We start from the raw sequence: 26,738 nt of genomic DNA on the forward strand, positions 1-26,738 counted from the left end.
CTTTGAGATAGGGGATCGGGGGTGAAGTTCCGAAGGGTGCGCCCGGGAACCAGGCGCACCGATCAACGGCATCAGACAGCGGCAGGGCGCAGCGAGTAGGTTTTCAATTGGTCGGCGAATTCGCGCAGGGACTGGATACCGCTGGCCTCGGCCTCGTGGACCCATTCCTTGATGGCCGCGAGCATGTCGTGGCCATTTGCGCTGGTCTTGACCCAGATCTGCTGCAGGGCCAGACGTTTCTCGTAAATTACCTTCAGCGCCTGGCTGTGCTCGAGCATGTTCTGGATGCGCGCGTGGTGGCGATCCTCCAGCAGGCTGGTTTCACGGGAAAGCAGACGCTTGGCGCGGTGGAACTGATGGCGTACCGAATGATCGACCTTGTCCAGCTCCTGCTTGACCAGCGGCCCGATCACCAGCTTGCGGTACTGGGCCATGATCTGGAAGCGGTTGTTGAGGATCGCCATGGCGGTGTCCATGTCCAGGCTGCCCTTGCCTTCGACGCGGTGAGCGATCGGCGCAACGCGCTGCACCTTGGCCAGACGCAGGAAACTGAAGACCTGGATCCAGGCCCAACCGAGGTCGAACTCCCACTTCTTGACCGACAGTTTGGCCGAGTTGGGGTAGGTGTGATGGTTGTTGTGCAGCTCTTCGCCACCGATCAGGATGCCCCATGGCACCAGATTGGTCGCCGCATCGCGGCATTCGAAGTTGCGGTAGCCGATGGCATGGCCGAGACCATTGACCACGCCGGCCGCCCAGACCGGAATCCACATCATCTGGATCGCCCAGATGGTGATGCCGATGGTGCCGAACAGCAGCAGGTCGACGACCGCCATGATTGCAATGCCCAGCAACCGGTGGCGGCTGTAGAGGTTGCGCTCGATCCAGTCTTCCGGGCAGTTCTTGCCATAGATGCGCAGGGTCTCGGCGTTCTGTGCTTCCTCGCGGTACAGCTCGGCGCCTTTGCGCAACACTGTCGACAAACCCTTGACGACCGGGCTGTGCGGGTCATCGGCGGTTTCGCATTTGGCGTGGTGTTTGCGGTGGATGGCCGTCCACTCGCGGGTGTTCTGCGCCGTGGTCAGCCACAGCCAGAAACGGAAGAAATGCTTCAGCCCGGCATTCAGCTCCAGGGAGCGATGGGCCGAGTAGCGGTGCAAGTAGACCGTGACGGCAACGATCGTCACATGGGTCATCAGCAGGGTGACGGCGACCAGTGACCAGGCCGACAAGCCAAGAAAACCTTCGTACCACATAGGCTATAGGGCCCTCGATAAAGAAAAAACAGCCGTTGCATTATCACCAAGCACACAGATAAAACCAGTCGCCCTTTCAGATAAGAGATGGCTGGATGTTTCTTGACCTATAATCCCGACATTTTTGTAGGGACATGGACGGCCGAATGTCTGCCTCATACCGCGATGCCTTGCGTGCAGCGCTGCTTTACCTGGTCCTTGCCGTTGTCTGGCTGCAAGGCATTGGCTATTTATTGAACAGTTTCTTCGATAGCTCTGATGAGTTGCTGCGTTGGCAACTGATCAACGGCTATGCTTTTGTGGTGTTCAGCGCCGGTTTGATCTTTCTTGCCCGGGCGCGCCTGTTCGAATGCCTGGGCATCGGCGCCCGATTGCGCGAGCGCCAGGCCGATCGCGAACGCCTGCGTCAGGCTGCGGCGGTATTCGACTGCACCCGTGAAGGCGTGCTGGTCACGGACCGGCAGGGGCTGATCGTGCACGTCAATCGCGCCTTCATGGAAATCACCGGTTATCAGCGTGAAGAGGTCATTGGCCAGCAGCCCAGCCTGTTCAAGTCCGGGCACCATCCTCCGGGGTTCTATCAGGCGATGTTCGCCACGTTGCAGGCACAGGATGAATGGAGCGGCGAGATCTGGAACCGTCGTAAAAGCGGCGAGATCTACCCGCAGTGGCAGACGATCCGGGTGATTCGTGACGAGGACGGTCGGCTCAGCCACTACGTCGCAGTGTTTTCCGATATCAGCGCGATCAAGGATTCCGAGCATGAACTCAAGCATTTGGCTCACCACGATCCACTGACCGATCTGCCCAACCGCCTGCTGTTCAGCGATCGCGCCGAACAGGCGCTGGCGTCGGCGCAGACCCACAAGCGCGGCTGTGCGCTGCTGATGGTCGATCTGGACCACTTCAAATTGATCAACGACAGCCTCGGCCACAACATCGGTGACCGCTTGCTCAAGGCGGTCGCCGCGCGTTTGCAGGCGCTGTTCGGCTCCGGTATCACCCTGGCGCGGTTGGGAGGCGATGAATTTGCGGTGCTGGCGGAAAGTTGTCCACAGCCTGCGCAGGCGGCGGCGCTGGCCCAACGCATTCTCGATGCGCTCAAGGAGCCGTTCTGCCTCGACGGTCATGAACTGTTCATCAACGCCAGCCTCGGCATCAGCCTGTTCCCCAGCGATGCGTTGAGCGCCGAACAGTTGTTGCGCAACGCCGATGCAGCGCTGTTCAAGGCCAAGAGCAGCGGTCGCAACGGCTACGCGCTGTACACCGAAGAGCTTACCGCCCACGCCCAGCAGCGGGTCGAGATCGCCTTCGAACTGCGCCGTGCGCTGGAGCAGCAGGAGCTGCGGGTCTACTACCAACCGGTGCACGACCTGAAAACCAGTCGCCTGATCGGCGTCGAGGCGCTGGTGCGCTGGGAGCATCCGCAGCGGGGCTTGGTGTCACCGGCGGAGTTCATCCCGATCGCCGAGCGCACCGGGCTGATCTCGGAAATCGACGCCTGGGTCATGCAGCAAGCCTGCCGGCAGATGTGCCAATGGCAGCAGGCCGGGGTGGTGCTATCGTTTGTCGCGGTGAACGTGTCTTCACGGCTGTTCGCCCGCCGCGAGTTGTATCAACAGGTGGCGCAAGTGCTGCACGACACCGGACTGGATCCGGCTTATCTGGAACTGGAGGTTACCGAAAGCGCGGTGATGGACGATCCGGAAGTCGCACTGGAGCAGATGCATCGTCTGCGCGAGTTGGGGATTCGTCTGGCCATCGATGACTTTGGCACCGGTTACTCGTCGCTGCTGCGGCTCAAGCGCCTGCCGGTGCAGAAGCTAAAGATCGATCAGGGCTTCGTCGCCGGCCTGCCGTGGGACGAGGACGACGCGGCGATCGTCCGGGTGATCATCGCCCTGGCGCGCAGCATGGGCATGCAGGTGCATGCCGAGGGCATCGAGCAGGCCGAGCAGGCGGCGTTCCTGCTGGAGCAGGCGTGCGACCTGGGGCAGGGCTACTGGTTCGGGCGGCCGGTGCCTGAAGCTCAAATCGACTGGACCCGAGCGCCGGCAATCGGCTGACGGATGTGCACAGCGGGTTTGCAATCGGGCAAATCCGCCGCAAACCCTTGCTACATCACATAATGTTTTCCAGTTATATAAACATTCTTAAATAGTCTTTTTAAGAATATCCGCGCCTCTCTTATATTGCTCCCACGCCGAACGCAGTGCCGCCCACTGCCAGGCATATCCCATACAAAGGAGCAGCACCATGAGCGCATCCCTGCGTAGCGTTGACGGTCAGGACGAAACCACCATCTTGCGCGAAATCCAGAGCGCCTTGCGCGACCTGCGTTTCGGCGCGGTGGAAATCACTGTGCACAACGCCCAAGTGGTCCAGATCGAACGCAAAGAGAAATTCCGTCTGCAGCAACCGGGTAACAAACCGGCCTGATTCGTAGTCTGCGGCAGCTCCTGCGGGGAGCTGTTGGCAGAAGCTGCCACAGGCTGCGGTCGTTGAGTGAGCAACCCGATTCCAGCAATCCATAAGAAAAAGCCACCACCAAGAATTCCAGGAGCTTTCACCATGTCGTCGATTCGCCGTTACGCTTTGGCCGCCCTGGCCAGCGCTGTGTTTGCCGGTTCCGCGGTTGCCAAGGATTACGAACTGCTCAACGTTTCGTATGACCCGACTCGCGAGCTGTATCAGGATTACAACGCCGAATTCGTGAAGTACTGGCAAGCGGAGCATGCCGGCGACACCGTGAAAATCCAGCAATCCCACGGCGGTTCGGGCAAGCAGGGCCGTGCGGTGATCGACGGTCTGCGCGCCGACGTCGTGACCCTCGCCCTGGCCGGCGACATCGATGAAATCGCCAAGCTCGGCAAGACCCTGCCGGCCGACTGGCAGAAGCGTCTGCCGGATGCGAGCACCCCGTACACCTCGACCATCGTGTTCCTGGTGCGCAAAGGCAACCCGAAAGGCATCAAGGACTGGGGCGACCTGGTCAAGAACGACGTCTCGGTGATCACCCCGAACCCGAAAACCTCCGGCGGTGCGCGCTGGAACTTCCTCGCGGCATGGGCCTACGGCCTGAAAGCCAACGGCGGCAACGAAGCCAAAGCCAAGGAATACGTACAGACCCTGTTCAAGCACGTTCCGGTGCTGGACACCGGCGCCCGTGGCTCGACCATCACCTTCGTCAACAACGGTCAGGGTGACGTGTTGCTGGCCTGGGAGAACGAAGCCTTCCTGGCGCTGAAAGAAGACGGCGGCAAGGACAAGTTCGACATCGTCGTGCCTTCGCTGTCGATCCTCGCCGAACCACCGGTGGCGGTGGTCGACAAGAACGCCGAGAAAAAGGGCAACGAGCAGATCGCCGAAGCCTACCTCAAGCACCTGTACAGCCCGGCCGGCCAGGAAATCGCGGCGAAGAACTTCTACCGTCCACGTGACAAGGATGTGGCAGCCAAGTACGCCCAGCAGTTCCCGAAACTGGAGCTGGTGACCATCGACAAGGACTTTGGCGGCTGGAAAACCGCACAGCCGAAATTCTTCAACGACGGTGGCGTGTTCGACCAGATCTATCAGGCGCAGTAAGTTTCAATAGCCTAAAACGAGCCCCGGATTTATGTTCGGGGCTTTGCGCGTTCTCAAACCAAGGACTTTTATGTCGCGTCGTATCTCCCCCGTCATACCCGGCTTCGGGCTGACGCTGGGCTACACCTTGGTGTACCTCAGCCTGATTGTGCTTATCCCGCTGGCGGCGATGTTCGTCCACGCCGCCCAACTCACCTGGGATCAGTTCTGGACGATCATCTCCGCGCCCCGCGTTCTCGCCGCACTGAAGCTGAGCTTCGGCACAGCGCTGTGCGCCGCGATCATCAACGGCATCATCGGTACGTTGCTGGCCTGGGTGCTGGTGCGTTACACGTTCCCGGGGCGCAAGGTGATCGATGCGATGATCGATCTGCCGTTTGCGTTGCCGACAGCAGTAGCCGGTATCGCGCTGACGGCGCTGTACACGCCGACCGGGCTGGTCGGGCAGTTCGCCGCCGACCTCGGTTTCAAGATCGCCTACACCCCGCTCGGGATCACGTTGGCGCTGACCTTCGTGACCCTGCCGTTCGTGGTGCGCACGGTGCAGCCGGTGCTGGCCGACATCCCGCGTGAAGTCGAAGAAGCAGCGGCGTGCCTCGGTGCCAAGCCGTTGCAAGTGTTCCGCCACATTCTGCTGCCGGCGCTGTTGCCAGCCTGGCTGACCGGTTTTGCCCTGGCGTTTGCCCGGGGCGTCGGCGAGTACGGTTCGGTGATTTTCATCGCCGGCAACATGCCGATGAAAACCGAGATCCTGCCGCTGCTGATCATGGTCAAGCTCGACCAGTACGATTACACCGGCGCTACCTCCATCGGCGTGCTGATGCTGGTGGTTTCCTTCGTCCTGTTGCTGCTGATCAACTTGCTGCAGCGGCGCATCGAAACCCCATAAGGAGGCGCGAACCATGTCCCAATCGTCTATTGCGGCCGCTTCCTCGGCCAACGCCGCCCGCCGTGGCAGCGCCACTTCACGCAGAATCCTGATCGGCCTCGGCTGGCTGATTTTCTTCCTGTTTCTGCTGTTGCCGCTGTTCATCGTGGTGTCGCAGGGTTTGAAGAACGGCCTGGGCGCCTTCTTCACGGCGATCTTTGAGCCGGATGCCCTGTCGGCGCTGAAACTCACGGTGATCGCCGTGCTGATTTCGGTGCCGCTGAACCTGGTGTTCGGTGTCAGCGCCGCGTGGTGCGTGAGCAAATACTCGTTCCGTGGCAAGAGTATGCTGGTGACGCTGATCGACCTGCCGTTCTCGGTGTCGCCGGTGATCGCAGGTCTGGTCTATGTGTTGATGTTCGGCGCCCAGGGCCTGTTCGGGCCGTGGCTGCAAGATCACGACATCCAGATCGTCTTCGCCCTGCCGGGCATCGTGCTGGCGACGATCTTCGTCACCGTGCCGTTCGTGGCCCGTGAGCTGATCCCGCTGATGCAGGAACAAGGCACTCAGGAAGAGGAAGCCGCGCGGCTGCTCGGTGCCAACGGCTGGCAGATGTTCTGGCACGTGACCGTCCCCAACATCAAATGGGGCCTGATCTATGGCGTGGTGCTGTGCACCGCGCGGGCCATGGGTGAGTTCGGTGCGGTGTCGGTGGTTTCCGGGCACATTCGCGGGGTGACCAACACCTTGCCGCTGCACGTCGAGATCCTCTACAACGAATACAACCACGTGGCCGCGTTCGCCGTGGCGAGCCTGTTGCTGATCCTGGCGCTCTTCATCCTGCTGGCCAAGCAGTGGAGCGAAAACCGTATCAACCGCCTGCGCGCCAGCGCCGCGGAGGAATAATTCATGTCGATCGAAGTGCGTAACGTCAGCAAGAATTTCAATGCGTTCAAGGCGCTGGACAACATCAGCCTGGATATCCACAGCGGCGAGCTGGTAGCGCTGCTCGGCCCGTCGGGCTGCGGCAAGACCACGTTGCTGCGCATTATTGCCGGTCTGGAAACTCCGGATAACGGCAACATCGTGTTCCACGGAGAAGACGTGTCGGGCCACGACGTGCGGGATCGCAACGTCGGTTTCGTGTTCCAGCACTACGCCCTGTTCCGCCACATGACGGTGTTCGACAACGTCGCGTTCGGCCTGCGCATGAAGCCGAAAAACCAGCGCCCGAGCGAAAGCCAGATCGCGACCAAGGTTCACGAGCTGCTGAACATGGTGCAACTGGACTGGCTGTCGGATCGTTATCCGGAGCAACTGTCCGGCGGTCAGCGCCAGCGTATCGCTCTGGCCCGTGCGCTTGCAGTGGAGCCGAAAGTGCTGCTGCTCGACGAGCCGTTCGGCGCCCTCGACGCCAAGGTGCGTAAAGAGCTGCGCCGCTGGCTGGCGCGCCTGCACGAAGACATCAACCTGACCTCGGTGTTCGTGACCCACGACCAGGAAGAAGCGATGGAAGTCGCCGACCGTATCGTGGTGATGAACAAGGGTGTGATCGAGCAGATCGGTTCACCGGGCGACGTCTACGAAAACCCGGCCAGCGATTTCGTCTATCACTTCCTCGGCGATTCGAACCGTCTGCATCTGGGGGATGACAATCACGTACTGTTCCGCCCGCACGAAGTGTCGCTGTCGCGGCATGAACTGGAGGATCATCACGCTGCTGAAGTCCGCGATATACGGCCGCTGGGCGCGACCACGCGGGTGACGTTGAAGGTTGAAGGCCAGACTGACCTGATCGAGGCGGAAGTGGTGAAGGATCACGACAGCCTGACTGGGTTGGCGAAGGGTGAGACGTTGTTCTTCAAACCGAAGGTCTGGCAGAAAGTCGCCAACGTTTGATTTTGCTCGTTCCCACGCGCTGCGTGGGAACGCCGCTATGGTCGCTGAGCGTCACGGGATGCATTCCCACGCAGAGCGTGGGAATGAGCGAGCCAGCCTGTGGTTCAGACGGCTGCGCGATTCGGATTGACCCGCACCACACCCGCCCGCGCTTCGATCTGTTCTTTCAGCTCATGGCGCATCCCGAGCATGAATGCCAGTTCCGCGACCACAAACAGCGGCCCGACGATCAACCCGCTCAAGTCATCGACGAACGCCGGTTTGCGCCCTTCATAGTGGTGCCCGACAAACTGGATCGCCCAGCCAATCACGAACATCGCCAGACCGCTGCTGAGCCAGACCATGGTGCTCTGCTGCGCCAGAACGTGCCCGGCCCAGACCGATAGCCCCATCAGTACTGTCATCAACACCCCGAGTTTCAGTTCCAGCCGCAGGTAAAACCACGCCGAAGCAAGGGCAGCGATCACTGCCGGGGAAATCCACAATCCGCCCACCGACCATTCCGGCCGCGACAACAGCACGGCCACCGCCACCACAATCAGCGGAATCCCGATAAAGTGGCTGGCGATGTTGCGCGGGTCACGGTGGTAAGCGGCGTATTGACTCAAATGATCGACGAGGCTTTTCATTGTTGTTCCTCCTGTAGGGTGATCGAATCATGCCCCGGGTTAACAGTTCGCTCTGTCAGGCAGGCGACAATCTTTAGGAGAACGCATGGAAAAGGTCTGGCGCGAGCGCCTGCTGACCGGGCAATGGTTCAGTCATCTGCCTTCATCCTTTCAGGATAGTCTGCTGGCGGCGGCCCGGGAGCGGCGGCTGGCGGCGGGGCAGCGGCTGTTCCAGCGCGGTGATGCGCCGTGCGGGCTGTACGCGGTGCTCGATGGCGCGGTACGCATCGGCGCGGTCAGCGAGCAGGGCAAGGAGGCGTTGTTGAGCCTGGTGGAGGCGCCGCACTGGTTCGGCGAAATCTGCCTGTTCGACGGCCAGCCCCGCACCCATGATGCCTACGCGGTCGGACCTTGCACCTTGCTGAACATTCCCCAGGCCACGCTGCTGAAACTGCTCGACGAGTACCCCGTCTACTGGCGGCATCTCGCTCTGTTGATGAGCCACAAACTGCGCCTGACCTTCATCAATCTCGAACAATTGAGTTTGCTGCCAGCCCCTGCGCGTCTGGCCCATCGCTTGCTGATGATCGCCGAGGGCTACGGCGAACTCGACCCGCCGCGCCGGGTGCTGCAACTGCCTCAGGAGCAATTGGCGTCGATGTTGTCGCTGTCGCGGCAGACCACCAACCAGATCCTCAAGGACCTGAAAGATCAGGGAATTATTGGTCTTGGTTATGGGGAGATCGAGATACTGGACATGGGGAGACTGCGTGCCACCTGTCAGATCTGACAGTGGTTGGTTCTTCTTGGGCGGTGTACAACAAGCCTGTCAAATACGACCACCCAAGGAGTTGGAACCGATGAACAGTAAAGCTACCGGCACCGCTGATTATTCTGACCTCCCCATCAATAAAAGCGTCCCCGCACCAGTCGTTGTCAAACCCCAAGGTGACGTTGACAACCCGGTTGAATTCTCGGGTACTGGTCTGGCTGGGTGGTGGGTATGGATCATGAAAGTTCCGATTGATGGTGAGTCGATTGCTTCAGCTCAAGTCCGCACGGATGGTACTTGGTCTGTGACAGTGGCACTGGCCTCAGCTGAATATGAGGCTTTCGCTGTGCAGACGGATAATCGTGAAAGGTCTGAATGGAGTCCGTTTTTCAAGTTCAAGGTCAAGTAATGAACATCTGGTCCGCAAGCTGATTTCCAATCCTTTCGTGGTGGGAAAGTTTGTGAATTAGAAAGCCCCTGATCATTCGACATGGCTGTCGATGGGCAGGGGCTTTTTTGAGGAGTCTGTTTGAGTTACGAACCGCGATAAGTGGAGAAACCATACGGGCTGAGCAACAGCGGAATGTGATAGTGCTGATCCGTCTGCTTCACTTGAAAAATCACCGGAATCTCCGGGAAAAACGTCTCGTGCTTCGTCTTCTCGAAGTACTCGCCGGTCTTGAACACCACCCGATATTCACCCGCCTCGAACGGTTTGTTCGCCGGGTACAGTTCGGCGATCCGTCCCTGTTCATTGGTGGTGCCCTGCGCCAGCGGCTGCCAGTCCTGGCCGACATGACGCTCCAGCGTCACGTTGATGCCCGGCGACGGCAGGCCGTTTTCCAGATTGAGTACGTGCACGCTCAGCGGGTTGCCGGCGGCCAGCGCCAGGCTCGAAAAAGTGCTCAGGCCAAGCGCGGCGAAAGTCATGCGCAGTGGGGTCATGGTGATGCTCCTGGGTTCAAGTACGGTTGATGGACAGGCCGAGGATTTCGGCAGCCTTGATCGCGCAGTTTTCGTCCTGTTCGCCGCCGCCGGAACCGGCGACGCCCATGGCGCCGACCAGTTCCTTGCCAGTGAACAGCGGGATGCCGCCGCCGAGTAAAAGCAGCTCGTCGAGGGTGTTGAGGTTGGCGGTTTCCGGGTTGCTTCGAGCGCGCTCGGCGAACAGCCGGGTCGGGGTTTTCGTCGATAGCGCGGTGTAGGCCTTGCGTTGGCTGGCGACGGTGTTGTGCGGGCCGATACCGTCGCCGCGCAGGGTCACCAGCAGGTTGCCGCCACGGTCGAGCACCGACACCGTGCCGGTGCAGTTTTCCAGCGTCGCATCGGCCAGCAGCCGTGCGGTTTTCAGATCGAGATCGGCGTGACGGGGCAGCTCCGGTGCGGCAAAAACGGCACCACTGAGGCCGACTGCCAGGCTGGCAATCAGGTATTTGACGGTCATGGGCAGGCTCCAAAAGCGAAGGCCGCCACCTTATCCGCCGGCCCCCGTCGAAACCTCGTCAGTCGGATTACAAGTTTGTAATGGGCAACGTGGCCGAAGGGGCCTAGCCTGTGCCTCTGATCAATCGAGGTGTGCCATGCGTTTGCTGGTCGTAGAAGATGAAGCCAAAACCGCGAATTTCCTCGCCAAAGGGCTGGGCGAGTCGGGTTTTGCTGTGGACGTCGCGCTCAATGGCCTCGACGGGCGCTACTTCATCGAGCAGCAGGAGTATGACCTGATCATCCTCGACGTGATGCTGCCGGGCCTCAACGGCTGGCAATTGCTGCAACTGATCCGCCAGCGCGGCGCCACGCCGGTGCTGTTCCTGACGGCGAAGGACGCCATCGAAGACCGCGTGCGCGGCCTCGAACTGGGTGCCGACGACTATTTGCTCAAGCCGTTCGCTTTCGCCGAATTGCTGGCGCGGGTGCGCACATTGTTGCGGCGCGGGCCGATGCGCGAAGCCGAGTCGTACAGCATCGCCGACCTGGAAATCGACGTGCTGCGCCGCCGGGTCAGCCGTGGCGGCCAGCGTATTGCCCTGACCAACAAGGAATTCGCCCTGCTGCATTTGCTCGCCAGCCGTCAGGGCGAAGTGCTGTCGCGCACGCTGATCGCTTCGCAGGTGTGGAACCTGAATTTCGACAGTGACACCAACATGGTCGAAGTTGCAGTGCGCCGGCTGCGTTTGAAAGTCGATGATCCGTACATGCCCAAACTGATCCACACCGTGCGCGGGGTCGGCTATCAACTGGAAGCGCCCGACGATGCGCTCTAGGTCCATTGCCTGGCGCCTGGCCCTGGCATTCGCTGCAGTCTGCGCCTTGGTGCTCAGCGCGATTGGCGTGTTTTTGTATCGCTCGTTGGCCTCGGAAATCGCCTGGCGCGATGACATGGCGTTGCTCGGTCGTCTGGAACAGGTGCGCGCATTGCTCGCCGACAGTGACAGCCTCGACGCCTTGCAGGCGCGGCCACGGCTGTACCAGAACATGCTTGGCAACCTCGACAGTTTGCTGCTGGTGCGTCGCGTGGACGGTTCGACTGTGATTGCGATCAACCCGCGCCAGCGCAGTCTGCCGGACTTGAATGCGATCCCCCGCGATCAAACCCCACAGCGCCGCGATGTATTGACCTGGCAAGCGCCCGACGGTGCCGAGTTGGCCTTGTTGTCCGGCGAAGCTCGAGGCCCGAACGGCGAGTTGCTGACCGTGATTGCCGGCAAGGTGCTGAGCGAGCGCGAGCAGATGCTTGGCAGTTATCGTCTGCGCCTGTACTTGGCGGTCGGGCTCGGCGCGTTACTGGCTTTTGCCCTCGGGCTGGTTTTGTTGCGCCGGGGTTTGCTTCCTCTGCGCAAGCTGAGCGAGGCGGTGCGCGGTATCGATCTGCGCAGCCTCGATCAACGCCTGCCCGCGAACGGCACGCCAACAGAGTTGCTGGAGCCGGTGCACGCGCTGAACGGCATGCTGGTGCGGCTGGACGATGGCTTCCAGCGCCTCTCACAGTTTTCCGCCGACCTCGCCCACGAAATCCGCACGCCGCTGCACACCTTGCTCGCCAGCAATGGCCAGGCACTCAATCACCCACGCAGCAGCACTGAGTATCAGGAAGTGCTGGCGTCGAACATGGAAGAGTTCGAACGGCTCAAGCGCATGGCCGAGAACCTGATGTTTCTCGCCCGCGCAGAGCAGGCCGAGCGAGCGCTCGATTTGCGGGCACTGGAGTTGCGCGAAATCGGCGACGAGTTGTGCGACTACTTCGAAGCCCTGGCCGATGACCGGGGAATCCGCCTCGAGAACACGTTCAGTGGAGAATTGCTGGCGGATCAACAATTGCTGCAACGCGCCTTGGGCAACCTGTTGGCCAACGCCGTACGCCATGCCGACGCCGGCTCGGTCATCAGCCTGTGCCGGCGTGATGAGCCAGACATGTGCTGGTTACAGGTGCATAACCACGGGCCAGCCATTGCGAATGAGCATCTGAGCAAACTGTTCGACCGCTTCTACCGTGTCGACCCATCCCGCGCGGAGCCGGGAGATTCCGGCGGATTGGGGCTGGCGATCGTGCAGTCGATCATGCAGTTGCATCGTGGGCAGGTGCGGGTGAACAGTGTTGCGCAGGGTACGGTTTTTGAGCTTGGATTTGTAAGCAGTCGCTAATCGACCCGCACATGCCGTTTCATCTGAGCTAGACTCGCCCTGAATTGGCATCAAATACGATGCATATACATTTAATTAAGCTTTATTGCACTGCATATAATGCACTGGTGTGTCATGGAACAGTTGGGTGAATTGATCAGAACTCTGCGCAAAGCGCAAAACCTCTCGCAACAGGCGCTGGCGCAACGTTACGGCATGAGCCGCGCCACCATTTCGGGGATCGAAAACAATACGATTTCTGAAATTGGCCTGCGCAAAGTCGAGGCGATCCTCAACGGCTTTGGCTATGAGCTGACTGCGGCTCCAGTGAGAGCGCAACGCCCGACACTCGACGCGTTGCAGAAGGTCAATTTCCATGACTGAGCCGACAGTTCGCTTGCACATCACCGTCGCTGATAGCCCGGTCGGAACGCTCGGTCGAGGGCAGCCGGGCATGGACAGTGTGTTCAGCTACCGTGAGGACGCCATCGACGAAAATGCGGTGTCGCTGACAATGCCGACCCGACTGGAGAGCTACGGCTGGGAGCGGGGCATTCATCCTGTCTTCGAAATGAATCTGCCGGAAGGCGCGCTGCGCGATGAGCTGGTTCGACGCTTCAGTAAGGCAGTGCGGGGTTTTGATGATTTCGCCTTGCTCGCTATTGTCGGACCGCATCAGTTGGGACGGCTGGCGATTACCAGCGAGTCGGCAACCGAGCGTCAGCCCGAAACATCACTGGCCGAGCTTCTGGTGCATGACGGTGCCCAGGGACTGTTCGATGACTTGCTACAGAAGTACGGCCAATACTCCGGGGTTTCGGGCGTGCAGCCCAAAGTGCTGGTGCGCGATAGCGCGGCAGCAGTTGATCGCCTGACTCACCGAGGCTCCACACATCTGGTCAAAGCCTTCCGTTCCGAAGAGTTTCCCGAGCTGGCGACCAACGAGTACTTCTGTATGCGCGCCGCCGCGCTTAGCGGACTTGAAGTGCCAAAGTTTGAATTGAGTGAGCAGGGCAAATTTCTGGTGGTCGAGCGTTTTGACCTGATTGAGCACGGCTATCTGGGGTTCGAGGACTTCTGCGTACTCAACGGCTGGCCTTCAAAAGCCAAATACGATGGTTCTTACGAAGGCGCTGCCCGACAGATCAAGGCCTTTGTTTCGCCTGCGCTGTTGAGTCAGGCGCTGGAAGCTTTTTTCAAGATCGTGGCGCTGTCAGCAGGACTGAAAAACGGCGATGCGCACCTGAAGAACTTTGGTGTGCTGTATGACCATTGCGGTGCGCAGGCTTCGATCCGGCTGGCCCCGGCTTACGACATCATCACCACATCGGTTTACATCAGGAACGACAGCCTGGCCTTGCTGCTGGGCGGATCGAAGGCATGGCCCAAGCACAAGGCGCTCATCCGCTTCGGTCGTACGGCGTGCAATCTGACTGAAGGTCGCTGCAACGAACTACTGCAGCAGGTTGTTCATGGCATGCAGGCGGCGATGGCGGAAATGCATGAGCATTGCCGAACCCATCAGTCGTTCGCCGAGGTGGGTACGGCAATGATCGAGCAGTGGGAATCCGGGATTGAGCGCAGTCTGACCAAGAGTTGAGCGACCCATTTGCGCTCAGCGCAACTGATCCCGAAACTGCCCCGGTGTCATCCCCGTCCAGCGTTTGAACGCGCGACTGAAGCTGCTCGTATCAGCAAACCCCAACAGATAACTGACTTCGCTCAACGAGCATTGCGGATCGCGCAGGTGCAGCAGCGCCAGGTTCTCCCGGCTCTCATTCAACAACGTGTCGAAGCGACAACCCTCGTCCGCCAGATGCCGCTGCAGGCTGCGCAGGCTCAGGTGCAGGGCCTGGGCAATGCGTTCGGCGCTGGGTTCGCCTTCGGGGAGTTGTTCTTCGATGGCGTCGCGCACCTTGCGCTCCCAGGTCAGTGGCTTGAGCTGGGCGAGGGTGCGCTTGAGCACCGCTTCGTTGTGCTCGGCCAGTTCCGGGTTGGCGTCGTCGAGGTGGCTGTCGAAGTCAGTGAGGGCGAATTCGATGCAGTCTTCTTCCGCGGCGAAATGCACGGGTGAGCGGAACACTTTGTGCCACTGGTGCTCATCGGCCGGTGCAGGCCGACGCAGATACACCGCCAGTGGCGCGTAGTCGCGGCCCAGGCGATTGCGGCAGGTGCGCACGTAAATCGCGGCAAAGGCGTCGATGGCTTCGAAGGCGGGCGCCGGGTTGTCGGCCGGGATCTTAAGGCGAAACCGATAGCGGTCTTCGGTGCGGGTCAGCTCCAGTTCCAGCGCGTCGCTGACTACTTGGTGATAACGCACGATCCGCTCGAACACTTCCCGCAGGCTGCCGCTGGCCACCAACGCGTAACCCAACGCGTGAAACGTCGTGGGGCTGACAAAGCGCGACACCCGCAAACCGATCGCCGGATCGTTGCTGACCTGCACCGCGATTTCCCACAGGCGCGTGGTGGCGGACAACGGATAGCGGGCGTTCGGGTCGTCCATCAGTTGCGGATCAAGCCCGGCCTGCTGGCACAGGGCAGTGCTGTCCAGCCCCAGCGCGTCGAGTTGCTTGCGCAGGGCACGGGTCCAGCTGGCGAGAGAAGTCGGTTCCTTCATGCTGATTGGCGCTTCCGGTCAACAGGTTGGCGTTCTCGGCTACCGCGTTCGGAATCCGCGCGGGGCAGGATACGAACATCAATAACCAGAGGATGGAAGCATGGACCGTACTTCTGCAAGTCCCCAGCGACACAATGCTGCCCAGCGATCAGCGCATATTCGCGAAGTGGTGCTGGCCAAAGGCGTCGAGCTGCGCGAGCGCTACCCGATTCTCAACCATCAGGATGCCCTCGGCGCGGGGATTCTGGCTTTCGCGCTGGCGGGGATGATCGGTTCGGCGGCGCTCTATATCACTGGGCACATGGCTTGGTGGGTATGCCTGTTGCTGAACGCGTTTTTTGCCTCGCTGACCCATGAGCTCGAACACGACCTGATTCACAGCATGTATTTCCGTAAGCAGCGGGTGCCGCACAACCTGATGATGGGGCTGGTGTGGCTGGCGCGGCCGAGCACGATCAATCCTTGGATCCGTCGTCATCTGCACCTCAATCACCACAAGGTGTCCGGCACCGAAACCGACATGGAAGAGCGGGCGATCACCAACGGTGAACCCTGGGGTTTTGCGCGATTGCTGATGGTCGGCGACAACGTGATGTCGGCGTTCATTCGCATGCTGAGGGCCAAGACCTGGACACACAAGTTCAGCATCATCAAGCGATCGCTGAAGGTCTACGCGCCGTTGGCGCTGGTGCATTGGGGCGCGTGGTATGTGTTTCTCGGCTTCCATGCGGCCAACGGCATCGCTTACTTGATGGGCTCACCGATTGAATGGTCAGCGACCACGTTGTCGGTGATGCAAGTGATCGACATCGCCGCTGTGGTCATCATCGGGCCAAACGTGTTGCGCACCTTCTGCCTGCACTTCATCAGCTCGAACATGCATTACTACGGCGACATCGAGGCGGGCAATGTGCTGCAGCAGTGCCAGGTGTTGAACCCGTGGTGGCTCTGGCCGCTGCAAGCGTTCTGCTTCAACTTCGGCAGCAGTCACGGGATTCATCATTTTGTGGTGAAGGAGCCTTTTTACATTCGCCAGTTGACGGTGCCGGTGGCGCACAAGGTGATGCGGGAGATGGGGGTTCGGTTCAACGATTTCGGGACGTTCGGGCGGGCGAACCGGTTTGTTCGCAAAGAAGAGGTGGTGCAGAAAGAAGTGCAGACGGCTCAGGCTTGAAGGTATTCGAAGCTATCGCCGGCCAACCGGCGATAGCGTTGTATCCGTCACCGTCAATCCGGCTGAAACGGCGATTCACTCAAAATCACCCCGGTCTCCTCCACATACCGCTGCCAATGCTCGATCAGCGCTTCAAGCCTCTGCGGCTGACTCGACGCCAAATCATGAATCTCCCCCGGATCACTCCCCAAATCATAAAGCTGCCAGGTCGCCGGCCCCACTGGCCCGGGGATCCACACCGCCTTCCATTGCCCCTGCCGAATCGCCCGGCGCCCGAACAGTTCCCAGCCGGTGACGGTGTGTTCGTCATGCACCTGCGCCGTCTCGCCGGACAAGAACCCCAGCCACGATTTCCCGCGCAACGGCGCCACCGGTTTGCCGTGCCACTGCTTGCCGGGATGCCGCACGCCGGCCAGATCGAGAATGGTCGGCGTGATGTCCATCACCGTGCCGAAACCATGGCTGATCTGCCCTTTCAGTGGCAGCTGCGGATAGTGCAGCAGCGCCGGAACACGAATCCCGCCCTCGGTGGTGAACGCCTTGAACAAGCGTGATGGTGCAGTCGCCACCTGCGCCCAGTTCGGCCCGTACCAGACATAGGAATTGGCGCGGCCGATGTTGTCGAGGCTGTTGTCGTAATGCTGGCTCAGGTACGTCACCAGCTCCGGGCCGAATTTCGGGAAAGCCTCCAGCAGCGCGCCTTCGGCACCGTTGTCGGACATGAACAGGATGAAGGTGTTGTCGAGTTGGCCTTGCTGGCGCAGGTAGTCGACGACGCGGCCGATGTTCCAGTCCATGCGCTCGACCATCGCGGCGTAGACCTCCATCGCCCGGGCGGAAATCCGTTTTTGCTCATCGCTCAGCGCGTCCCATTGCGCGGTCAGCTGGATCAGCGGATGCGGCTCGACATCCGGCTCGATCAGCCCCAGCGATTTGAGTTTTGCCAGACGCTCGAGGCGCAAGACTTCGGGCCCCGCATCGTAGCGGCCACGGTATTTTTCGACGATCTCCGCTGGCGCCTGCAACGGCCAGTGCGGCGCGGAAAACGGCAGGTACGCGAAGAACGGCCGGCTCTGATCGCGCTCTTTGAGGTACTGCAACAGCTTGTCGCCGAAAGCGTCGGAGGAATAGAAATCCTTGGGCAGTTCGTCGATGAAAGTGTCGTCTTCGATGTACAGCGCAGGGGTGGATTTCAGCAGTCCCGGCGTGTGTTCATCGTAGGTCGGTTCGAATCCGTAGTGGTTCGCGGCGCCGGGCAGCAGCGAGAACGAGCGCTCGAAGCCACGGGCGTGGGGCGCCAGTTCGGCGGTCAGGCCCAGGTGCCATTTGCCGCTCATCAAAGTCTGGTAACCGGCCTCGCGCAGCAACTCCGGCAACGCGACGACACGATCATTGAGGTAACCCTCGTAACCCGGTTTGCCGATCAGGTCCGGGGTCAGCGTTTCGGCCATGGTGCCGATGCCGGCGATGTGGTGATCGGTGCCGGTGAGCAGCATCGAGCGGGTCGGCGAGCAGGTCGGGGCGGTGTGAAAGTCGGTCAGGCGCAGGCCATTGTTGGCCAGGACATCGAGGTTTGGCGTGGCGATTTCGCCGCCGAAGGCACCGATGTCGGAGAAGCCGAGGTCATCGGCCAGAATCACCAGAAAGTTGGGACGTTGCGGCATCGACAGGCTCCTGTTCAGCAGGCAATGAACGACAACGGCAGATCACGGATCTGTACCGGCACGCTCGGTTGGTAATGGTCATCACTGGTCAGTTCGTGCAGCAGTTCTTCGCGCAACTGATGGAAGTCAAAACTGCTGCGCTGGCGCGGATGGGGCAGGGCGATGTCCACCACTTGTTTGATCCGGCCGGGGCGCGGTTCCATCACCACCACGCGATCAGCGAGGAAAATCGCTTCCTCGACATCGTGAGTGACCAGAATCGTGGTGATTTTTGCCCGTTCACGAATCGCCAGCAGCTCGTCCTGCATCTGCTGGCGGGTCAGCGCGTCGAGGGCACCGAAGGGTTCGTCGAGCAGCAGGATCCGTGGGCTCGCCACCAGCCCGCGAGCAATCGCCACACGCTGGGCCATGCCGCCGGAGAGTTGATGCGGATAGGCGCGGGTGAAGTCGCGCAGGCCCACCAGCTCGATGAAATCGTTAACGCGTTGCTGCTTTTCAGCGGTGCTCAGCGGCTCGTTCACCAGGCCCAGGCCGATGTTGTCGGCGACCGTCAGCCACGGGAATAAACGGTGTTCCTGAAACACGATGCCGCGTTCGCCGCCGATCCCGCTGACGGCTTTGCCATCGACTGTGATCTGCCCGCGAAACTGCGTATCGAGGCCCACCAGCAAACGCAGCAAGGTGGATTTGCCGCAGCCGCTGGAGCCGACGATGGCGACGAACTCGCCCTCGGCGATGTCGAGGTTGAATTCGCGGATCGCCTCCAGTTCGAAACCGTCGACGTCGAAGGATTTGCCTACGTGGGTGAAGCTGACAATCGGTGCGTTCATGCGTGTCTCCAGCGGGTGGCGCGGATTTCCAGGCGTTGGCCAATGAGGTTGAGCAGGGCGCCGGTGAGGCCGACCAGCAGCATCCCGGCCATGATCAGGTCCATGCGCAGCAGTTGTTGGGCGCCGATCATCTGGCTACCGATGCCGCCGTTGGACGGCATGAAATATTCGGCGCCGATGGTGCCGAGCCAGGCGTAGATCAGGCTCAGGCGCAGCCCGGCGAAAATCCCCGGCGCGGCGCCCGGCAGCACCAGTCGGCGCAGGCGTTGGGCGAGGCTCAGGCGCAGCACCTGCGCTGCTTCGTTGAGTTGTGGCGAAAGGTTGGCGACGCTGCGTTGAGTCGCGACAAACAACGGAAAGAAAGCGGCGAGGGCGACAAACACCCACTTCGCCAATTCGCCCAGACCGAACCATGCGGTGAGCAGCGGCACCCAGGCGAAAATCGCGATCTGCCGCAGGGCGGCGAGGGTCGGGCCGAGCACGCGTTCGCTGGTGCGCGACAACCCCAGCAGCAGGCCCAGCGCGAAGCCGAGTCCGCCTCCAAGCAACAGGCCTCCGAGGGTGCGGCCCAGACTCAGGGCCATGCCGCCGATCAACGTGCCGTCGAGCAGGCCGTTTTTCGTGGCTTCCAGCACCGCCAACGGGCTGACCAGAATGTTGGCGTCGACCCACTGCTGATCGACCGCCAGTTGCCACAGCGCAAACAGCCCCAATGGCAACAGCCACGGCTGCACGCGCTGCCAGCCTTCATAGCGCGGCCCGCGACGAATTTCCGCCGTGGCCGGGTGCGGCCAGTGCACCAGTTTCTTGTCCAGCAGGCCGATGCCGCGATCCATCGCCACGCCGATCAGGCCGATTACGACGATGCACACGAAGACGATGTCGAGCATGAACAACTGCCGCGCCCAGACCATCAGGTAACCGATGCCTTCGCTGGAGGCCAGCAGTTCCACCGCGAGCAATGAAGTCCAGCCAGCGGCCAGCGCCAGACGCACGCCGGCCATGAACGCCGGGAGGGCGGCGGGCAGCACCAGTCGGCGGATCAGCAGGCGTGGCGGCAGGCGCAACACGGCGGCGGCTTCGCGCAGTTTCGGTTGTGCGTCACGCACGCCGACCAGTGTGTGCAGGGTCACCGGCACCACGATGGCCTTGACCAGCACCACCAGTTTCAGTGTTTCGCCGATGCCGAAAAACACCATGAACAGCGGAATCCACGCCAGCGTCGGCACCTGGGCCAGGCCGGCGAAGGTCGGGAAGATCAAGCGTTCTAATCGACGGCTGAACCCCAGCGCTGCACCGAGTACGGCACCAGCCGAGATCCCGGCGAGCAGACCCCAGAACAGTCGTTGCAGGCTGATCCACAAGTGACTCCACAACTCGCCCTGGGACAGCTCGACGGCACTGCTCCACACCAGCGACGGCGCGGGCAGGATCTGTTCGCTCATCCATTGGTTGCGCGCAGCCAGCCACCACAGGGCGAATAGCCCGAGCGGCAATATCCAGGGTAAAACGCGGTGGCTCAGGCTTGGCCAGGTACGCCGGCTTTTCAACGGCGGTGCGGCCAGTGGCAGGCTGAGCAGGGATTCACGGGCCATGGGTGACCTCCGTTGTCGGGTTGGATCGAGTCAGCGGAATTAGCTAAAAACTAATTGTTATAAGTGAATTAAAAAATAATCATTTTGGAGATAAGCAGCGCCATTTAAGGCCTCCAGCCCTGCACGCATCCAATGCATTCGAAGAATATTTTCGATGCTCTCCATGCATACCGCTCTGCATGTCCCGTCTTTGCTGGCTTAGTTTGAAAAACTATAAAAATGTGCTTTTTAAGTATTTAAGTGCTGATACCGATTGCGCCTACTTTCGGCTTCTCAATGCCCGCCGTGATCAGGAGCCGCACCCATGAACCTTCCCTTCAAACGTGTCATCAGTCTGTTTGCCGTGCCGGCGCTGGCGGGTCTGCTGGCGTTCTCTGTTCAGGCCGAGGAGCTCAAGGAAATCAGGATCGCCGTGCCTGATCTGAGCGCGGGTACTCAACACAGCGGCGGCGGTATTGTGGATGTGCTGCGCGATCAGCAGGTCTTCGAAAAGGCCTTTGCCGATCAGGGCATCAAGATTCAGTGGAGTTTCTTCAAGGGCGCCGGTCCGGTGATCAACGAGGCGTTCGCCAACGGTCAGGTGGACCTGGCGTATCTGGGTGATCTGGCGGCCATCATCGGCAAGTCCAACGGGCTGGATACGCGTCTGCTCAGCGCCAGCGCCCGGGGTGTGAAGCAATACCTCGGCGTAGTGCCGGGTTCGGGGATCAAGACGTTGCAGGATCTCAAAGGCAAGCGCGTGGGGATCTTCCGGGGCACCGCGACCCAGTTGTCGTTCGATGCGGCATTGGCCAGCGTGGGCCTGAGCGAGAAGGACGTGAAGGTGATCAACCTCGACTTCAACGCAGCGGTTGCCGCGCTGGCGGCGAAGCAGATCGATGCGTCGTGGGGCAGCTCCGGGCTGACCGCCTTGCAGGCCAAGGGCCTGGCCGAGTTGCCACTGAATACCAAGGACCTCGGTGGCGCCGGCAGTGTGCAGTCGGTGCTGGTGGGCACCGGCAAGTTTGTCGACGGGCACCCGGAAGCGGTAGCGAAGCTGCTCAAGGCGCAGCAACAGGCGGTGGAGTGGCTGACTCAGGACAGCAACAAGGACGCCTACGTGCAACTGGTCTCGGGGCTGGCGAGCTATCCGCCAGTCATCCTGACCCAGGATCTGAAGGATCAGAACCTGAGTGAAGTCTTCCCTTCGACACTGGACCCGCTGTTCCTCGAAAACCTGCAGGGCAAGGTGGATCTGGCGGCGCAGCAGAAGCTGATCCGCAAGCCGTTCAAGGTGACCGAGTGGGTGGCGCCTGAACTGGCGGCTGCGAAGCTCTGAGTGATGTGATCCTTCCTACGTTGAGCGTGGGAAGGATCCTTAAACCGCGACACTGATTTCCTGTTTATCCACCGCCACCAACGTCTCGATCATCGCCCGCGCCGCCGGTGACAGCCGGAATCCCGTGCGGCTCACAATCCCGCACCGCGCATTCATGCTTTCCAGATTCTGCGGCAGGTTGCGCCAGTGCAGTAGCGCCAGCGAGCCTTGGGCAATGTCCTCGACAAACGCCTCTTCAGTGCCCACGCCAATCGCGTTGGATTGCAGCACCACTTTCACCAGCGCCGGAAAATGCTCGGTCTCGATGGTCGGGGAAAAATCGATTCGTCCGCTGAGATTCGCCAGCAGTTTGCGAATCCCCGGCGGGATCAGCGTGGTCGCCAGCGGGTAGTCGAACATGTCGTTGGTCGACAGGCTTTCCTTGGCCAGCAGCGGATGCCCCGGTCGGCAGAAAAATACCCCGCGCTTGGGTGTCAGCGGCTGGGTCTGGAAGTTCGGGTCGGACTCGAAATGGCGGATGTCGGCGATAAAGAATTCGATCTCTTCGCGGCTCAGGGCGCGGCTGAGTTTTTCCCAGTTGTCCACCTGAAAACAGGTGCGCACTTTCGGGTGCGCATTGATGAATTGCGCCACCGCATCCGGCACCAGTTTCACCGCCGGCGCCGGGCCGCAACCGAAGTGCAGTTCGCCGGCGTCGAGCTTGGTCATCTGCGTCACTTCGGCGCTGAGCAATGCTGCGCCCTGCACCAGGGTCAGGGCGTGCTGCAACACCACCTGGCCTTCGGGGGTTGGACGCAGTTCCTTGTTGCCGCGGTCCACCAGCACGCAGCCGAACTCCTGCTCCAGCCCTTGAATGCTGCGGCTGAACGCCGGTTGAGTGATACCCATGGCATCGGCCGCACGGACAAAACTGCGGTGTTCGTTGAGGGCGATGAAGTAGCGCAACTGGCGAAGATCCATATGCTTTTCCGGCATCCTAAAAATAGCTCGAAGGCATTTGCGACGAGGGCTGCTTGAGGTTTTAAATGCAAGCTCTTATTCCGTCAACGAAGCATGTGAATATCTATTAGATGTAAATGGAATATAGATAGAGCGTTGTTTCGCTGCCGTCCAACCGCAAGCAGTCGATGAGGGTCTACCCATGAGCAATGCCGCACTCGCTGTAAAACCCGCTGTCCACGCGCTGGACATTCATCCGGTGGCCGGCCGTATCGGTGCCGAAATCCGTGGCGTGCACCTGTCCGGTGAACTGGATGCCGCGACGGTTGAAGCCATTCAACAGGCGCTGGTGCAATACAAGGTCGTGTTCTTCCGCGAGCAGACTCAGCTCGACGATCAGCGCCAGGAAGCCTTTGCACATCTGCTTGGCGAGCCGGTGGCGCACCCGACCGTGCCGTCCCGCGAGGGCACCCGTTACCTGCTGGAGCTGGACGGCGCCGAAGGGCAGCGCGCCAACTCGTGGCACACCGACGTGACCTTCGTCGATGCCTACCCGAAAGCCTCGATCCTGCGCTCGGTGGTGGCCCCGGCATTCGGCGGTGACACCCTGTGGGCGAACACCGCGACCGCGTACAACGAACTGCCGACCGAATTGCGCGAGCTGGCGGACAAACTGGTGGCCGTGCACAGCAACGAGTACGACTACGCCGGGGCGAAGCCGGACGTGTCGGCGGAGAAGCTTGAGCGCTATCGCAAGATCTTCACCTCGACCGTCTACGAGACCGAGCATCCGGTGGTCCGCGTACACCCGATCAGCGGCGAAAAAAGCTTGCTGCTGGGGCATTTCGTCAAACGCATCAAGGGTTACTCCCAGGCTGATTCGGCGCATCTGTTCGGCTTGTTGCAGAGCCATGTGATTCGTCAGGAAAACACCGTGCGCTGGCGCTGGAAGGCCGGTGATGTGGCGATCTGGGATAACCGTTCGACGCAGCATTATGCGATTGATGATTACGGCACTCAGGATCGGGTGGTGCGTCGGGTGACGCTTAAGGGGGAAGTGCCGGTTGGGGCTTCGGGGCAGCGAAGCCAGACCATCAAAGGGCGCGATTAAGATGATCGTTCCCACGCTCTGCGTGGGAATGCCTCAATGGACGCTCTGCGTCCGCTTTGGGACGCAGAGCGTCCCGGGCTGCATTCCCACGCGGAGCGTGGGAACGATCACTGTCACCAAACCCCGATCTGCACCATTTTCTCCGTCTCCGGCTCCCCATAACGAAACCGCTGCCCACGCAGATCAATCTCCTGATGACTGATCGTCGTGCGCCGCTTCAGCCCGCGCACCCACTCGAACAGATACCCCGCATGCTCCTCGCGCACCGCTGCATACGTAGGATCGGCGCCCAGATCCTGCAGCTCCTGCGGATCATTCAACAGATCGAAAAGCTGCGGCCGGAAGCCGTCGTACGCCAGGTATTTCCAGCGTTCGCTGCGCACCATGGTCATGCGGCAACGGTCGATCGGCTGGCCCAGTCGCTCCCGTGCCGGGGCCTGGAAGGCGTAGTCGTATTCGCTGATCGCATAGCGGCGCCAGTCAGGTTTTTCACCGTGCAGCAATGGAATCAACGAGCGACCTTCCAGTCGATGCTCCGCGCCCGTCACGCCCAGTGCTTCGAGAAAGGTCGGCACGCCGTCGATGGTTTCCGCCAGACGTTCGTCCACCGTGCCCCGTGTGACATCCGCCGCTGCACGCGGGTCGCGCACGATCAATGGCACGCCCACCGCTTGCTCCAGCAAAAACTCCTTCTCACCCAGCCAGTGATCGCCCAGGAAGTCGCCGTGATCGCTGGTGAACACGATCAGCGTGTCATCCCAGCGACCGTTGCTTTGCAGGAAATCAAACAGCCGCCCCAACTGATCATCGACCTGTTTGACCAGGCCCATGTACGTCGGGATCACGTTCAGTCGTACCGGATCTTTGGAGAAGTTCAGGCTTTCCTCATGCTGGCAAAAGGCCTGATAGACCGGATGGTCGCTTGGAGAGGCATTACGTACCGGTTCGAGAATCGATTTCGTACTGTACAAAGTGTGGTACGGCGCCGGTACGATGTAGGGCCAGTGAGGTTTGATATAGGACAGGTGTAAAAACCACGGTTTTTCACCTTGCTCACCGATGAAGTCGATGGCTCGATTTGTAGTGTAGACAGTCTCTGAATGTTGCTCGGGAATTCGCGCTGGCAGATGGGCATTGCGCATTTTCCAGCCGCTGAGGATTTCGCCGTCGTCGCCTTCGGCCGCGTTGGCCCAGTCGTGCCAGGGGTTACGCCCTTCGAAACCCTGTTCGCGCAGGTAATGGGTGTACGGCGCGGATTCGCGTTTGTCATCGAACAGCGGGTCGTCGGGGAAGATGCCGTCGTGACGGAAGTACGGCTCGAAGCCGACTTCGTTCAGCACTTCGGCCTGGGCGCTTTCAGGGTTGATCGCCAACCGCTGCAACGCATCCACGTTGGCCGTGGCGTGGGTCTTGCCGACCAGCGCAGTACGAATCCCGAGGGGTCGCAGGTAATCGCCGATGGTCAGTTCTTCCAGCGGCAGCGGCACGGCGTTCCACGCCACCTGATGGCTGCTGACGTAACGCCCGGTGTAGGCCGACATCCGCGACGGCCCGCAGATCGTGCCTTGGGTGTAGGCGCGGCTGAAGCGCACGCCGGCATCGGCCAGGCGATCGATGTTCGGGGTGTGCAGGTGCGGGTGGCCGTAGCAGGACAGGTAATCGCGGCGCAGTTGATCGCACATGATGTACAGCACATTGCGCACGGGGTTTTGCGGGTTGGACATGGGGTTCACCAGTCAGAAAGACAGGCGAGGTTTTTCGCTTTCGGCGAGGGTGTTCGGCAAGTGCATTCGGGGAATGCTTGTGATGCATGAAACGCATGGACTCAGACGGCGAGGTTTGCCAGCGAGCACACCTCCTCATCCACCGCATCAATCGCCTTGATCTGCTCGATCATCGCCTCGGCCAACGGCGACAGCCGATACCCGGCGCGACTGACAATTCCGTAGCGTGTGTACAGCTCCTCGAGATCATCCGCCAACCCCTCGATTTTCAAACACACCAGTTCACCCCGGGCCTGATGCAGCGCATCCGAATAGGCACCGACGATGCCGATCGCATCGGAACGCAACACCACGCCCAGCAGGCTGGCGCTGTTCTCGCACTCCACATTCGGGACGAAATCCGGCCGGCCACTGAGGTCGACAATGACCTTGCGCAGATTCGGCGGGCGAATGCTGACGGCCAGTGGATAACTCATCAATTGCTCGGCCGAGACCCGATCAAAAGCGGCCAGCGGATGGCCGGCTCGGCAGCAGAAATGCCATTTGCGTGGCCGCAATCGGTGGGTCAGATAATCCGGATCCGCCTCGAAGTGGCGAGTGTCGGCGACAAAGAATTCGAACTCTTCACTCAGCAATCTTTTGCTCAGGCTCTGCCAGTCATCGACCTGGTAATGCACCCGCGCTTTCGGATATCGGCCGATGAAGCTGCCGATCGCTCTCGGGATCAATCCTGCCGCCGGTGCCGGGCCACAACCAAAGCGCAATTCCCCGGCCTCAAGCCCGTTGAACTGGCTGATCTCGTTCGCCATCTGCTGCGCACCGCTGACCAGTCGCCGCGCGTGTTCAAGCAGCACCTGGCCCTGTTTGGTCGGCGGCAATTCCTTGCGCCCGCGATCCACCAACTGGCAACCGACGCTGTGTTCCAGCGCCTGAATGCTGCGGCTGAACGCCGACTGCGACAGGTTCACCGCCTGCGCGCCCGCGACGAAGCTGCGTTGTTCGGCGAGGGCGATGAAGTGTCTGAGCTGGCGCAAGTCGATATGCATTTTTCACATAAAAAATATCCGGGAAATGCATTGGATATGCATTAGGTCGACTCCTTATAAAGGCAATCTCTTATGCAGTAAATCTTTGTAAAAACATAAATAAATAACTT

Annotated in this window: 26 protein-coding genes; 15 read left to right on the plus strand and 11 right to left on the minus strand. The window is 60.6% G+C overall.

Features of this window, described 5'->3' with window-relative positions; all coding sequences use genetic code 11:
• Positions 1–71: 71 nt before the first annotated feature.
• Positions 72–1,256 (minus strand): delta-9 fatty acid desaturase DesA, encoded by a 1,185-nt coding sequence (desA, locus tag AC07VV_RS16115; RefSeq protein WP_493065909.1) that lies wholly within the window; start codon positions 1,254–1,256, stop codon positions 72–74.
• 146 nt (positions 1,257–1,402) lie between these two features.
• Here desA and dibA point away from each other — a divergent pair, with 146 nt between their 5' ends.
• From dibA to AC07VV_RS16145, 6 genes are all read left to right on the plus strand, one after another.
• Positions 1,403–3,322 carry a phosphodiesterase DibA gene (dibA, locus tag AC07VV_RS16120; protein WP_495036792.1) on the plus strand — a complete coding sequence of 640 codons (1,920 nt, stop codon included), beginning with the start codon at positions 1,403–1,405 and terminating at the stop codon, positions 3,320–3,322.
• Between the two features lie 190 nt (positions 3,323–3,512).
• Positions 3,513–3,695: a sulfur starvation response protein OscA gene (gene oscA, locus AC07VV_RS16125; RefSeq protein WP_085733386.1), complete on the plus strand. Its 183-nt coding sequence runs from the start codon at positions 3,513–3,515 to the stop codon at positions 3,693–3,695.
• Between the two features lie 132 nt (positions 3,696–3,827).
• Positions 3,828–4,841, plus strand: a complete 1,014-nt coding sequence (locus tag AC07VV_RS16130; protein ID WP_096821860.1) for a sulfate ABC transporter substrate-binding protein — start codon at positions 3,828–3,830, stop codon at positions 4,839–4,841.
• A 70-nt stretch (positions 4,842–4,911) separates the two neighbouring features.
• A complete protein-coding gene (cysT, locus tag AC07VV_RS16135; RefSeq protein WP_007952818.1) occupies positions 4,912–5,730 on the plus strand; it encodes a sulfate ABC transporter permease subunit CysT in 819 nt (272 codons plus the stop codon).
• Between the two features lie 13 nt (positions 5,731–5,743).
• On the plus strand, positions 5,744–6,616 hold the full coding sequence (gene cysW, locus AC07VV_RS16140; RefSeq protein ID WP_123529617.1) for a sulfate ABC transporter permease subunit CysW: 873 nt from the start codon (positions 5,744–5,746) through the stop codon (positions 6,614–6,616).
• A gap of 3 nt (positions 6,617–6,619) precedes the next feature.
• A complete protein-coding gene (locus AC07VV_RS16145; protein ID WP_102620559.1) occupies positions 6,620–7,609 on the plus strand; it encodes a sulfate/molybdate ABC transporter ATP-binding protein in 990 nt (329 codons plus the stop codon).
• Between the two features lie 104 nt (positions 7,610–7,713).
• Here AC07VV_RS16145 and AC07VV_RS16150 read toward each other — a convergent pair whose 3' ends face one another.
• Positions 7,714–8,238, minus strand: coding sequence for an Mpo1 family 2-hydroxy fatty acid dioxygenase (locus AC07VV_RS16150; RefSeq protein WP_102687463.1), 525 nt, complete (start codon positions 8,236–8,238; stop codon positions 7,714–7,716).
• Positions 8,239–8,323: 85 nt separating this feature from the next.
• Between AC07VV_RS16150 and AC07VV_RS16155 the strand changes: the two genes are divergently transcribed.
• Both AC07VV_RS16155 and AC07VV_RS16160 read left to right on the plus strand, forming a co-directional pair.
• Positions 8,324–9,007: a Crp/Fnr family transcriptional regulator gene (locus AC07VV_RS16155; RefSeq protein WP_495036793.1), complete on the plus strand. Its 684-nt coding sequence runs from the start codon at positions 8,324–8,326 to the stop codon at positions 9,005–9,007.
• A gap of 70 nt (positions 9,008–9,077) precedes the next feature.
• Positions 9,078–9,398: a hypothetical protein gene (locus tag AC07VV_RS16160; RefSeq protein ID WP_495036794.1), complete on the plus strand. Its 321-nt coding sequence runs from the start codon at positions 9,078–9,080 to the stop codon at positions 9,396–9,398.
• 125 nt (positions 9,399–9,523) lie between these two features.
• On the opposite strand, the gene uraH is transcribed toward AC07VV_RS16160, so the two are convergent.
• A complete protein-coding gene (gene uraH, locus AC07VV_RS16165) occupies positions 9,524–9,934 on the minus strand; it encodes a hydroxyisourate hydrolase (RefSeq protein WP_495036795.1) in 411 nt (136 codons plus the stop codon).
• Between the two features lie 16 nt (positions 9,935–9,950).
• Entirely contained in the window at positions 9,951–10,433 is a 483-nt protein-coding gene (locus tag AC07VV_RS16170; RefSeq protein WP_495036796.1) for a GlcG/HbpS family heme-binding protein, read from the minus strand.
• A 136-nt stretch (positions 10,434–10,569) separates the two neighbouring features.
• Between AC07VV_RS16170 and AC07VV_RS16175 the strand changes: the two genes are divergently transcribed.
• From AC07VV_RS16175 to AC07VV_RS16190, 4 genes are all read left to right on the plus strand, one after another.
• Positions 10,570–11,250 carry a heavy metal response regulator transcription factor gene (locus AC07VV_RS16175; protein ID WP_495036797.1) on the plus strand — a complete coding sequence of 227 codons (681 nt, stop codon included), beginning with the start codon at positions 10,570–10,572 and terminating at the stop codon, positions 11,248–11,250.
• Positions 11,240–12,628 (plus strand): heavy metal sensor histidine kinase, encoded by a 1,389-nt coding sequence (locus AC07VV_RS16180; RefSeq protein WP_495036798.1) that lies wholly within the window; start codon positions 11,240–11,242, stop codon positions 12,626–12,628. Before AC07VV_RS16175 ends, AC07VV_RS16180 begins: the two co-directional genes overlap by 11 nt.
• Positions 12,629–12,742: 114 nt before the next feature.
• On the plus strand, positions 12,743–12,991 hold the full coding sequence (locus AC07VV_RS16185; protein WP_495036799.1) for a helix-turn-helix domain-containing protein: 249 nt from the start codon (positions 12,743–12,745) through the stop codon (positions 12,989–12,991).
• On the plus strand, positions 12,984–14,207 hold the full coding sequence (locus tag AC07VV_RS16190) for a type II toxin-antitoxin system HipA family toxin (RefSeq protein WP_495036800.1): 1,224 nt from the start codon (positions 12,984–12,986) through the stop codon (positions 14,205–14,207). Before AC07VV_RS16185 ends, AC07VV_RS16190 begins: the two co-directional genes overlap by 8 nt.
• A 15-nt stretch (positions 14,208–14,222) precedes the next feature.
• Here AC07VV_RS16190 and AC07VV_RS16195 read toward each other — a convergent pair whose 3' ends face one another.
• Entirely contained in the window at positions 14,223–15,227 is a 1,005-nt protein-coding gene (locus AC07VV_RS16195) for an AraC family transcriptional regulator (RefSeq protein ID WP_495036801.1), read from the minus strand.
• Between the two features lie 100 nt (positions 15,228–15,327).
• On the opposite strand from AC07VV_RS16195, the gene AC07VV_RS16200 reads away from it, so the two are divergent.
• On the plus strand, positions 15,328–16,401 hold the full coding sequence (locus AC07VV_RS16200; protein WP_495036802.1) for a fatty acid desaturase: 1,074 nt from the start codon (positions 15,328–15,330) through the stop codon (positions 16,399–16,401).
• Positions 16,402–16,454: 53 nt separating this feature from the next.
• On the opposite strand, the gene AC07VV_RS16205 is transcribed toward AC07VV_RS16200, so the two are convergent.
• From AC07VV_RS16205 to AC07VV_RS16215, 3 genes are read right to left on the minus strand one after another with little or no spacing between them, the layout of a single operon-like run.
• Entirely contained in the window at positions 16,455–18,065 is a 1,611-nt protein-coding gene (locus tag AC07VV_RS16205) for an arylsulfatase (protein ID WP_495036803.1), read from the minus strand.
• Between the two features lie 14 nt (positions 18,066–18,079).
• Positions 18,080–18,895 carry an ABC transporter ATP-binding protein gene (locus tag AC07VV_RS16210; RefSeq protein ID WP_495036804.1) on the minus strand — a complete coding sequence of 272 codons (816 nt, stop codon included), beginning with the start codon at positions 18,893–18,895 and terminating at the stop codon, positions 18,080–18,082.
• Positions 18,892–20,490 (minus strand): ABC transporter permease, encoded by a 1,599-nt coding sequence (locus AC07VV_RS16215; protein WP_495036805.1) that lies wholly within the window; start codon positions 20,488–20,490, stop codon positions 18,892–18,894. Before AC07VV_RS16215 ends, AC07VV_RS16210 begins: the two co-directional genes overlap by 4 nt.
• A gap of 304 nt (positions 20,491–20,794) precedes the next feature.
• Between AC07VV_RS16215 and AC07VV_RS16220 the strand changes: the two genes are divergently transcribed.
• A complete protein-coding gene (locus tag AC07VV_RS16220; RefSeq protein ID WP_495036806.1) occupies positions 20,795–21,808 on the plus strand; it encodes an ABC transporter substrate-binding protein in 1,014 nt (337 codons plus the stop codon).
• 39 nt (positions 21,809–21,847) lie between these two features.
• On the opposite strand, the gene AC07VV_RS16225 is transcribed toward AC07VV_RS16220, so the two are convergent.
• A complete protein-coding gene (locus AC07VV_RS16225; protein ID WP_495036807.1) occupies positions 21,848–22,768 on the minus strand; it encodes a LysR family transcriptional regulator in 921 nt (306 codons plus the stop codon).
• Positions 22,769–22,949: 181 nt separating this feature from the next.
• Between AC07VV_RS16225 and AC07VV_RS16230 the strand changes: the two genes are divergently transcribed.
• Entirely contained in the window at positions 22,950–23,858 is a 909-nt protein-coding gene (locus AC07VV_RS16230) for a TauD/TfdA dioxygenase family protein (protein ID WP_495036808.1), read from the plus strand.
• 113 nt (positions 23,859–23,971) lie between these two features.
• On the opposite strand, the gene AC07VV_RS16235 is transcribed toward AC07VV_RS16230, so the two are convergent.
• Positions 23,972–25,582 carry an alkaline phosphatase family protein gene (locus AC07VV_RS16235; protein WP_495036809.1) on the minus strand — a complete coding sequence of 537 codons (1,611 nt, stop codon included), beginning with the start codon at positions 25,580–25,582 and terminating at the stop codon, positions 23,972–23,974.
• A gap of 101 nt (positions 25,583–25,683) precedes the next feature.
• Positions 25,684–26,628 (minus strand): LysR family transcriptional regulator, encoded by a 945-nt coding sequence (locus AC07VV_RS16240; RefSeq protein WP_495036810.1) that lies wholly within the window; start codon positions 26,626–26,628, stop codon positions 25,684–25,686.
• Positions 26,629–26,738: the final 110 nt, after the last annotated feature.

The sequence above is a fragment of the Pseudomonas sp. GW821-FHT02C04 genome (assembly GCF_059421845.1).